We start from the raw sequence: 9,435 nt of genomic DNA, 5'->3' as shown, positions 1-9,435 counted from the left end.
GGCTTGACCGTCGCCGCGGGCGTCGGCTCCGGCGTCGGCTCCGGCGTCGGCTCGACGGTGGGCTCGACCGTCGGGGCCGGCAGGTCCACGCCGGCCACGGCCGGGGGCTCACTGGGCTCCGGGCTCTCGGTGGCCCCGATCTCGATGGAGCCGTTCTCCTCGGCGGCGGGCTGGACCTCGACGTAGCCGGAGCCGATGTCGGAGGCGTCGCCGTTGTGGGCCGAGGGCGCGGTCAGCGCGTTCACGACGGCCCAGGTGGGCAGCGTGACGACCATCAGCAGGCCCATCAGCAGCAGGGCGGTCTTGCGTCGGGACGCGGCGCGGTACGCGGCGACCTTCTCCTCAGCCCGCCGCTTACGCTCGACGGCCGCCGTGTTGACGCGCCCCATCTCGCGGCGCTGCTGGAACTGGCGCAGTGTGCCGCCCGTGGCCTTGAGCCACAAATCGAACTCGGATCGGATCCGAGACGTCCTTTTTCCACCATTCATCGCGTCGTCCCCCTCCACCCCAACGTCCACCGTAGGCCGATGCCGGGCCCGGGTGGCGGGTTTTGCGGAACACGGGTGAACGAGTCCCAGGCGTCACTCTGGTTTCGAAACGCCCTTTTCGGGCAACTCGGCGGCGTCCAGGGCCGCATCCTCGGCGGCCGCACCCAAGTCCAGGCGGTCGTTGAGTCGGCTCACCCGCCCGGCCACGACCTGCGCCATGCGCTCCCGCGAGCCGGCCAGCAGGAAGTAGCTGAGCACGCCGGAGACCAGGGTGGCGATCAGCAGCACCGCGACGAACGGGGTTCCTCGCAGCAGCGCCGTCAGCAGGGCCAGGGTCGCGGCGAACAGGGCCAGGCGGCGCACTGAGTAGGACACGGTGGGGGGCACGTTCACCCCTCAAGTCAAACATGAGTACGACAGGTCACGGCTTGGCGGTCCGGACGCAGACAAACCGCCGCGCGGTTAGGCTGAGGACGCGAGATCGTTTTCGAGGGAGAGGCTCCTTGCGCGTGCCCATCACGCTCATCGTGCTGACGGTCGTCATCGTCGTCTGGGCACTGGTCGAGGTCATTCAGGCCAACGCGGCCCAGATCCGACGTCTGCCCAAATGGGCGTGGGTGATCCTGGTCGTGTTCCCGCTGCCGCCCCTCGGCGCGATCGCCTGGTTCTTCCTCGGCCGCCCCAAGGGCGACGCCGTGGCCGCGCCCCAGCCGTCCGGTGGCGGGCTGAACCTGCCGAACCTGCCGCGCCGGACCAAGTACGTCTCGCGCCCCGCGCCCGACGACGACCCGGACTTCCTGCGCCGACTGAACGCCGAGGCCGAGCACCAGAAGATGCTGCGCAAGCTCGAGGACGACCTCGACGGGGACAAAGACCGCGATTGATCAGCGCGCCGGTCAGGTGCCGGCGTAGCTGTGGAGCCCGGTTACGACGAGGTTGACGACGAAGTAGTTGAACAGGAAGCAGCCGAAGCCGGTGAGGGCGACGGCGGCGGCGCGGCGGCCCTTCCAGCCGGCGGTCGCGCGGGCGTGCAGGTAGGCGGCGTAGACCACCCACGTGATGAAGGCCCAGGTCTCCTTGGGGTCCCAGCCCCAGTAGCGGCCCCAGGCGTTCTCGGCCCAGATCGCACCGGCGATGACCGCGAAGGTCCACAGCGGGAAGACGAAGGCGTGCACCCGGTAGGCGATCCGGTCCAGTGCGTCGGCGGCCGGCAGCCGGGACAGCGTGGCCGAGCCGGTGCGCTCAGCGTGCTCCTTGACCAGGTAGAGGATGCTCAGCGCCGCGCCGACGGTGAAGGCGCCGGCGGAGGTCACGGCGGCGATCACGTGGATCACCAGCCAGTAGGACTGCAGGGCCGGCTGCAGCTGCTGGGCGTCGGTGTAGAGAACAGTGACGGCGAGCCCGAGGGTGAGCAGCACCGGGGTGACGACGAAGACGCCGAGCCAGCGGATGTCGTACTTGCGGGTCAGCGCGAGGAAGACGCCCATCGCGGCCAGCGCCGACATCGAGGAGAACTCGTACATGTTCCCCCACGGCACCCGGTCGACGGCCAGACCGCGGCAGGCCATGCCCCCCAGGTGCAGCAGGAAGCCGAGCACGGCCAGCGACAGGCCGATCCGGCCGAACTTCTCGGCCCTCTCCCGAGCCGGGGGCGCCGCGGGAAGGATCTCGGCGACCTCGGGCCCGCCGGCCCCGACCAGCGCCTTGACCGGCACCGCCTCGACCGCTTCGGCGGCGAAGCGCCGGGAGGAGAACGCCCACTCGGCGCACAGGGCGAGCATCGCCAGCGCGTAGACCAGGATCGAGGCGTAGATCAGCCGGTCGCTGACGTCCGCGAGGTTCTCGTGGACCACGCCTACTCCTTGGGGGCGGCCGCGGTGGCGGCGCTGGAATCGCTGGAACCGCTGGAATTGCTGGATTTCAGTGCTTCGACCACACCGTCGACGTCGGCCGCCAGGTCCGGACCCTCGGAGCGGGCCAGCGCGGCGACCTCGACCACGGTACGGCCTGCCTCGTCGCGCCTTGCACGTACCCACACCCGACGCGGACGGACGAACAGCGAGGCCAGCAGGCCGGCCAACGCGAGCGCCCCGCCCGCCAGCGCGGGCGTGCGTCCCGGGTCCTCGGCGACCTGCAGGACCACCCACTCGCGGTAGCCGTCGAAGGTCAGGCTGCCCAACCCGGGCAGCGTCATGGTGTCGCCGACCGCGAGCGACTGGGTGAGCGGCTGGGCGTCGGCCTTGGTCGACTCCTTCACCTGGGTCATGTCGGTGGTGTCGAGCCGGTAGACCGACTGCGGCACCCCGTCGTCCAGGCCGAGGTCGCCGGACCAGACATTGAGGACCAGGCGCGGCAGCCGCGGCTCCGGGAAGGTGGAGAACGGGCCGCGCTGCAGATCGAAGGCGGCGGTCGGCAGGAAGAAGCCCTGGAAGCCCAGCTGGGTGGGGGCGGCGTCCGGCACCTTCACCACCCCGCGCGAGGAAAGACCGACGGGGTCCACGGGCAGGAACGGCACCGCGCCGGCGAACACCACGTTCCCGTTGCCGTCCCGCACCGTGACCGCCGGGGCGTAGCCGTGCGGGCCGAGGAAGACCTTGGAGCCGCCCAGGTTCAGCGGGTGGTTGACCCGGATCCCGTCGGCTCGCGGCGGGGAGCCCGGCGCATCGATCACGGTGACCTTGGCCTCGAACTCCCGGGCCGCGCCGCGCTGGTTGCCGGCCTCCTCGTAGCGGGCCTGGAAGTCCTTCAGCGTGAGGGTGAACGGGGACAGGTCGTCGACGTCGAACCGGGGACCTGTGCGCAGGTTGTCGTACTGGGTGACGGTGTTGGAGAAACCCTGGCCCTCCACCACCAGCGCGCTGCCGCGCATCCCGTACAGGTGCCCGACCGCGATGCCGACCAGCACCACGACGAGCGAGAGGTGGAAGACCAGGTTGCCGGTGTCGCGAAGGTACCCGCGTTCGGCGGAGATGGAGCCCTCGTAGGTCTCTACCCGGAACCGACGCCGGCGCAGCGCCGCGGCCGCGGTGGCGAGCGCGGTCTCCGGGTCGGCGTCCGCCCCGGGATCAAGGGTGACGGCCCGATGCTCGGGTAGCCGCTCGAGGTTGCGCGGGGTGGCCGGCGGCCGGGCCCGCACCGCCCGCAGGTACACCCGGGTCCGGGGCACCAGACAGCCGATCAGGGAGACCATCAGCAGCAGGTAGATCGCGGAGAACCAGGGCGAGGAGAAGACCTCGAACAGCGAGGCCTTGTCGTACCACGAGGCCAGTTCCGGGTGCCGGTTGCGGAACTCCACGACCGCGACCGGGTCGACACCACGCTGCGGGATCAGCGAGCCGGGGATGGCGCCGAGCGCGAGCAGGAACAGCAGAATCAGCGCGGTACGCATCGAGGTGAGCTGGCGCCAGGCCCAACGCGCCATGCCGACCGCACCGATCGGCGGTGGCACCGGAGCGGCGTCGACGCTGGAGTCCGTGATCGTCATCTGATGCCTCCACCCTGCCGAAGCATCAGATTGCGGTCTCGAAATTGGCGGTCCAGATCCGCATCTGGATCGACAGCTCGGTCCACGCCCCGGTCACCAACAGCACCCCGAGCAGGCAGAGCATCGCGCCCCCGGCGCGGGTCACCAGTTGGTGGTGGGCCTTGACCCACTCGACCGTCCCCAGCATCCGGCGCATCCCGAGCGCGATCCCGATGAACGGCAACCCGAGGCCGAGGCAGTACACGAAGGTCAGCAGCGCCCCGCGCTCCTCGCTGGCCGAGGTGAACGCGAGCGCCTGCACCGCACCCAGGGTGGGGCCGATGCACGGGGCCCAGCCGATGCCGAAGAGCACGCCGAGCATCGGCGCGGCCAGCAGACCGGGAGACGGGGCGCGGCGCAGCATCCGGTACTCGCGCTGCAGGAACGGCAGGAAACCGAGGAAGCCGAGCCCGAGCAGGATCGTCGCCATCCCCAGTACCCGGTTGATCTCGGTTTCGTGCTCGATGAGTTCGGCGCCGAAGTAGCCGAACAGCGCACCGAAGGAGACGAACACCGCGGTGAAGCCGAGCACGAACAGCGAGGTACCGAGCAGCACCCGGCCTCGCTTGGCCTCAGCCAGGTCGCTCCCGGTCAGGCCGGTGACGTAGGCCAGGTAGCCGGGCACCAGTGGCAGCACGCAGGGCGAGGCGAACGCGACCAGACCGGCCAGCAATGCGACCGGGATCGCCAGCACCAGCGACCCGCCGGTGACCGTCTCGGAGAAGTCACCGGAGGCCGCGAGCCAGACCTCGACCGTCACGAAGGAGGCACCTTCAGGCGCCTGCAGTGAAGTTCTTGCGGGCCTTCACCGGCACCAGATCGGCGGCCGGCTCCCGGTAGGAGAGCCCGCGGATCTTCTCGCCCTCGTAGCGGATCGAGGTGATGCTGGCCAGGCCGCACTGCCGCTTGCGCGGGTCGTGCCAGAGGTGGTTGCCCTCGATCTTCTGCCGCACCGTCCAGATCGGGAGCTGGTGGCTGACACAGACGATCTCGCGGCCGGGGGCGAGGTCGCGGGCGGCCGCGGCGGCGGCGAGCATCCGGGCCGCGATGTGCTCGTAAGGCTCGCCCCAGGAGGGTCGGAACGGGTTCCACAGCTTCGGCCAGTGCTCCGGCCGGCGCAGCGAGCCGTCGCCGACACCGAAGGTCTTGCCCTCGAAGTAGTTCTCGGTCTCGATCAGGCGCTCGTCGATGTGGACCGGCAGGTCGAGGGCGGCGGCGATCGGGGCCATGGTCTCCTGGGCCCGCTCCAGCGGCGAGGAGACCAGGGCGGCGACGTCCTGCCCGGCGAAGGACTCTGCGACCCGCTCGGCCATCTTCACGCCGAGCTCGGAGAGGTGGAAGTCCGGCAGCCGGCCGTAGAGCACGCCGCCGGGATTGTGCACCTCGCCGTGCCGCACCACGTGCACGATCGTGTGCTGCGTCATCGGGCCACCTCCGCGGCGGCCCGCGCGGCGTGCGGCAGCGCATCGAGGATCCGGTTGATCGCCTCGTCGTCGTGGGCGGCAGAGAGGAACCAGGCCTCGAACGCCGACGGCGGCAGGTAGACGCCGCGCTCGAGCATCGTGTGGAAGAAGGCTTTGAACGCCCCGAGGTCCTGGGTTCGCGCTTCGTCGTAGTTGCGCACGGGGGCGTCGGTGAAGAAGACCGAGAACATCGTCCCGGCGAACTGCACCCGGTGCGGGACACCCGCCGCGGACAGCGCCTCAGCGGCGGCGCCGGCCACCACCTCGCCGGCCTTGGCCAGGTGGTCGTAGACCTCGGGCGTGCAGCCGCGCAGCGTCGCGAGGCCGGCCGCCACCGCAACGGGATTCCCGCTCAACGTGCCCGCCTGGTAGACCGGCCCCGCCGGGGCGAGGTGACCCATCACGTCGGCGCGGCCGCCGAAGGCCGCGGCCGGGAAGCCGCCGCCCATCACCTTGCCGAAGGTGAACAGATCGGCATCGACCCCCTCGACGCCCCACCAGCCCGTGGGCCCGGCCCGGAAGCCGGTCATCACCTCGTCCGAGATCAGCAGCGCGCCGTGCGCGTGGCACAGCCGAGCCAGGCCGGCGGTGAAGCCGGGCTCGGGCGGGACCACGCCCATGTTCCCCGGCGCAGCCTCGGTGATGACCGCGGCGATCTGTCCCTCGTTGGCGGCGAAGGCGCCGGCGACGGCGTCGAGGTCGTTGTAGGGCAGGACGACGGTGTCGCCGGTCTGAGCCCCCGTCACTCCCGGGGTGTCCGGCAGGGCGAAGGTCGCGAGCCCGGACCCGGCCGCGGCCAGCAGGGCGTCGACGTGGCCGTGGTAGCAGCCGGCGAACTTGATGACCTTGGCCCGGCCGGTGAAGCCGCGGGCCAGCCGCACGGCGGACATGGTGGCCTCGGTGCCGGAGGAGACCAGGCGGACCTGTTCGACCGGGCCGATCCGGCCGACGATCTCCTCGGCGAGCTCGACCTCACCCTCGGTGGGCGCACCGAACGAGGTTCCGGTCGCCGCCGCGGCCTGGACCGCGGCGAGAACGTCGGGATGGGCGTGGCCGAGGATCAGCGGGCCCCAGGAGCAGATCAGGTCGACGTAGGTGCGCCCGTCCGCGTCGATCAGGTACGGCCCGCGCCCGGCAGCCATGAACCGCGGGGTGCCGCCGACCGCGCCGAAGGCACGGACCGGGGAGTTCACCCCGCCCGGGATGACCTTGCACGCGCGGGCGAACAACGCCTCCGACGCGGGCGCGCCGGCGGGGTCGTTCGACTCGGGATTCACCCGGTCATGCTCCCAGACCGGCCTTGGCGACCTTCCCCGGCTCCGCGGGCGGCCCACCTGCTCGTTCTAGAAGACCTGGCGCAGGCCCTTGCTGGCGGCCTTGGTGAACCCGGCCACCGGCGCGTTGGTCCGGTCGCCCGGCACGCCCAGATGGAACACCGTGACGACGTTGCCGTCGCGGCCGATCGCGTACAGGTGTGAGGTCTTGACGAAGCCCTTCGGCGGAACGGTGAAGACGCCGATCACGGTCAGGCCGTCCTCGACCCGCTTGGTGCCGTACCGCTTCCAGCTGGCCTTGCGGTGACCCTCCCGGTACTGCGGGATGTCGGTGTTCAGCCAGGTCTGGTAGCAGCTCTGGACCTGCGTGCGCAGCGCGTTCACCAGCGCCGTCGCCTCGGCGTCGGAGTCGGTGACCGTCACGAACTCCTCGCCGGCGACGTTGGTCTTGCCGCGGTAGGTGACGTAGCGGGTCTCGGCCGCCGGCAGCACACCGTCCAGGCAGAACTTCGCGTTCTTCGGCGTGCCGGTGTAGATCCGGCTGGCCTTCCACTGCCCGTAGCGGGAGCCCTGCGGCAGCTGACCGGCCTTGAGGAACGACGGGTCGAGCGAAACGCCCTCACCGATCTCCCCGGGGCCCTCGGCGGCCGTCACGGCGCCGGCCGGAGCGGCGACGGCGTTCGCGGCGGCCGGGACACCCAGGCCGGCCACGAGGCCCCCGAAAGCGGTTCCGGCAGCAGTGATCGCCAGTGCGGCGGTGGCGAGGCGGCTACGCAGTCGCAGCGTCGTCATCGGCTTCTCACTCCTGGCGTTCGGTCGGCATCCCCGCCGGTGGCGGATGCGGGTTCAGACGATCGTGCGGTGGTACCGGTTGCCCCTGTGCGCCGTTCGGGTAACCCCGCTCGGCAAAATCGCCACACCGTGACGTCGGCACCACGTTCCGTCGAACCCTCATAACGCACCGAACGTGGACACACCCGCACAGGACGGGGCAACTCCGGCAGGCCCTTCCACCCCCTGTCCGGGTCGGTCATCCGGTTGATGCGGCCCGTCACTACGTTGGCGCAATGAAGACCCTGATCGGCCTCCTGTCCGTGCTCACCGGGTCGTTCCTGGCGATCATCGGGCTGCTGGGGGCGATGGGGTCCGCGCTCACCCTCAAGCTGCTGCCGGGGCGCGGGGTCGAGGAGATCGCCCAGCTCCCCGAGCGCTCGACGAAGTCGGCGGGCCCGAAGTACGGCGCGCCCCGGGTGGTGGTGCGCGGCACGGTCGCCGCCGGACCCGGTGGGACCTACCGGTCGCCGCTGTCCGACCAGGAGTGCGTCTGGTACCTGGCCACGCAGACCGTCGTGGACGGAGGCCGCCGGGCCACCGTCGACCGGTTCGCCCCCCTGCCGTTCACGCTCAGCGACGCCGAGGGTCACCAGGTCCTGGTCGGGCCGCACTGCCCGGCGCTGGACCAGCTCTCCCCGTCCTTCCGGGAATCCCGGCCCGACCCGCACCCGTGGTTCGACGAGGCACCCGAGCTCGCCGGGGGCGTCGCCCCGGGCACTGCGCCGACCATCGAGGTCTACGAGTTCGTGCTCACCGACGGCGCGGACCTGCTGGCCGCCGGGGACCTGGGATCGACCCCCAGCGGGGCGCCCGTCCTGGGCGGCGAGGTGACGCTCTCGGCCGGTGGCGACGCGGCCGCCGCCGGGGACCCGGCCAAGCGGCGCCTCCCCCGCGACCTCGGGATGGCGCTCGCCGGTCTCGTGCTGATCGTGATGGGTGCCGTGACGCTGTCCTACGTCGACGAGGACGACTACGACGACGACCAGCAGATCCGCCCGGGTTTCAGCACCCCGCAGTGACGGCAGTGCTGGGTCAGCCATGAACTCGCTCGCCCGGCGCGCCTGCGTCCCGCTGCTCGCGCTCACCGTCGGCACCGTGCTGGCGGACTCCGCGATCGTCACCCTCGCGCTGCCGGAGATCCTGCGCGAACTCGACGGCAGCGTGGCCGAGGTCGCTTGGGTGCTGATCGCGTTCAACCTGGTGCTGGCGCTGGCCGCGGTGCCGGCCGCCCGGGTGTGCGTGCACCGCAACCCCGCGCCGCTGGCCGCGGTGGGAATCGCGGCGTTCGCCCTGGCCTCCGCGGCCTGCGCGCTGGCGGACTCCATGGAGGTGCTGATCGGCGCCCGCTCGGTGCAGGCCCTCGGCGGCGCGTTCGCGCTGGTCGGGTGCCTGGAGCTGCTGGTGGCGGCGACGGATGAACAGCGCGGGGTGGCGCTCTGGACCGCGGCGGGCGTGCTCGGCACCGCGACCGGCCCGGTCGCCGGCGGCCTGCTCACCGAGGCGATCTCCTGGCAGTCGATCTTCATCGTGCAGGTGCCGATCGCGGTGCTCGCGGTGCCCGCCGCGTTGGCGGTCCGGGCGCAGCACCAGGACGCCGGGCTCTCCGAGCGTTCTGACGCGCGCACACCCGGACGTCCCGCGGTGGCGCCCAACCTCGCGCTGGTGCTGCTCTCGGCAGCGCTCACCGCGGCACTGTTCCTGGTCGTGCTCCTGCTGGTCGAAGGCTGGCGCCGGTCCCCCGCGACCGCGGCGCTCACCGTGTCGGTGGTGCCGATCGCCGCCTTCGTGGCGCCTCCGCTGGCCCGGTTCGTGCGCGGCGGGCCGCGCTCGGAGACCGCGGCCGGGTGCGTGCT

The 9,435-nt window shown here is 71.8% G+C and carries 10 protein-coding genes and 1 pseudogene; 3 read left to right on the top strand and 8 right to left on the bottom strand.

Annotation, left to right across the window (positions count from 1 at the left end):
• Positions 1–389: pseudogene (locus H0X00_RS17710) on the bottom strand (hypothetical protein); the annotation flags it as partial.
• Positions 390–581: 192 nt separating this feature from the next.
• Positions 582–875 carry a DUF4229 domain-containing protein gene (locus H0X00_RS17705; protein WP_293773466.1) on the bottom strand — a complete coding sequence of 98 codons (294 nt, stop codon included), beginning with the start codon at positions 873–875 and terminating at the stop codon, positions 582–584.
• A gap of 122 nt (positions 876–997) precedes the next feature.
• On the opposite strand from H0X00_RS17705, the gene H0X00_RS17700 reads away from it, so the two are divergent.
• Positions 998–1,372 (top strand): PLD nuclease N-terminal domain-containing protein, encoded by a 375-nt coding sequence (locus H0X00_RS17700; RefSeq protein ID WP_293773464.1) that lies wholly within the window; start codon positions 998–1,000, stop codon positions 1,370–1,372.
• Between the two features lie 12 nt (positions 1,373–1,384).
• On the opposite strand, the gene ccsB is transcribed toward H0X00_RS17700, so the two are convergent.
• The 6 genes from ccsB to H0X00_RS17670 form a co-directional block, all read right to left on the bottom strand.
• Positions 1,385–2,341 carry a c-type cytochrome biogenesis protein CcsB gene (ccsB, locus tag H0X00_RS17695; protein WP_293773463.1) on the bottom strand — a complete coding sequence of 319 codons (957 nt, stop codon included), beginning with the start codon at positions 2,339–2,341 and terminating at the stop codon, positions 1,385–1,387.
• 2 nt (positions 2,342–2,343) lie between these two features.
• Positions 2,344–3,972, bottom strand: coding sequence for a cytochrome c biogenesis protein ResB (locus H0X00_RS17690; protein ID WP_293773462.1), 1,629 nt, complete (start codon positions 3,970–3,972; stop codon positions 2,344–2,346).
• Between the two features lie 25 nt (positions 3,973–3,997).
• Complete coding sequence (locus tag H0X00_RS17685; RefSeq protein WP_293773461.1) at positions 3,998–4,771, bottom strand: cytochrome c biogenesis protein CcdA; 774 nt, start codon at positions 4,769–4,771, stop codon at positions 3,998–4,000.
• Positions 4,772–4,784: 13 nt separating this feature from the next.
• Positions 4,785–5,435, bottom strand: coding sequence for a histidine phosphatase family protein (locus tag H0X00_RS17680; RefSeq protein WP_293773459.1), 651 nt, complete (start codon positions 5,433–5,435; stop codon positions 4,785–4,787).
• Complete coding sequence (gene hemL, locus H0X00_RS17675; RefSeq protein ID WP_293773457.1) at positions 5,432–6,751, bottom strand: glutamate-1-semialdehyde 2,1-aminomutase; 1,320 nt, start codon at positions 6,749–6,751, stop codon at positions 5,432–5,434. The genes H0X00_RS17680 and hemL overlap by 4 nt, the downstream gene beginning before the upstream one ends.
• A gap of 66 nt (positions 6,752–6,817) precedes the next feature.
• Entirely contained in the window at positions 6,818–7,540 is a 723-nt protein-coding gene (locus H0X00_RS17670) for a hypothetical protein (protein ID WP_293773455.1), read from the bottom strand.
• Positions 7,541–7,815: 275 nt separating this feature from the next.
• Between H0X00_RS17670 and H0X00_RS17665 the strand changes: the two genes are divergently transcribed.
• Together H0X00_RS17665 and H0X00_RS17660 are read left to right on the top strand one after the other, a co-directional pair.
• Entirely contained in the window at positions 7,816–8,601 is a 786-nt protein-coding gene (locus H0X00_RS17665) for a hypothetical protein (protein ID WP_293773453.1), read from the top strand.
• Between the two features lie 19 nt (positions 8,602–8,620).
• On the top strand, positions 8,621–9,435 hold an 815-nt coding region (locus H0X00_RS17660), incomplete at its 3' end, for an MFS transporter (protein WP_293773450.1).

It is taken from the genome of Sporichthya sp., assembly GCF_013815995.1.
In the GTDB taxonomy this organism is placed as follows: domain Bacteria; phylum Actinomycetota; class Actinomycetes; order Sporichthyales; family Sporichthyaceae; genus Sporichthya.
This window is presented reverse-complemented; position numbering and strand designations above follow the sequence as displayed.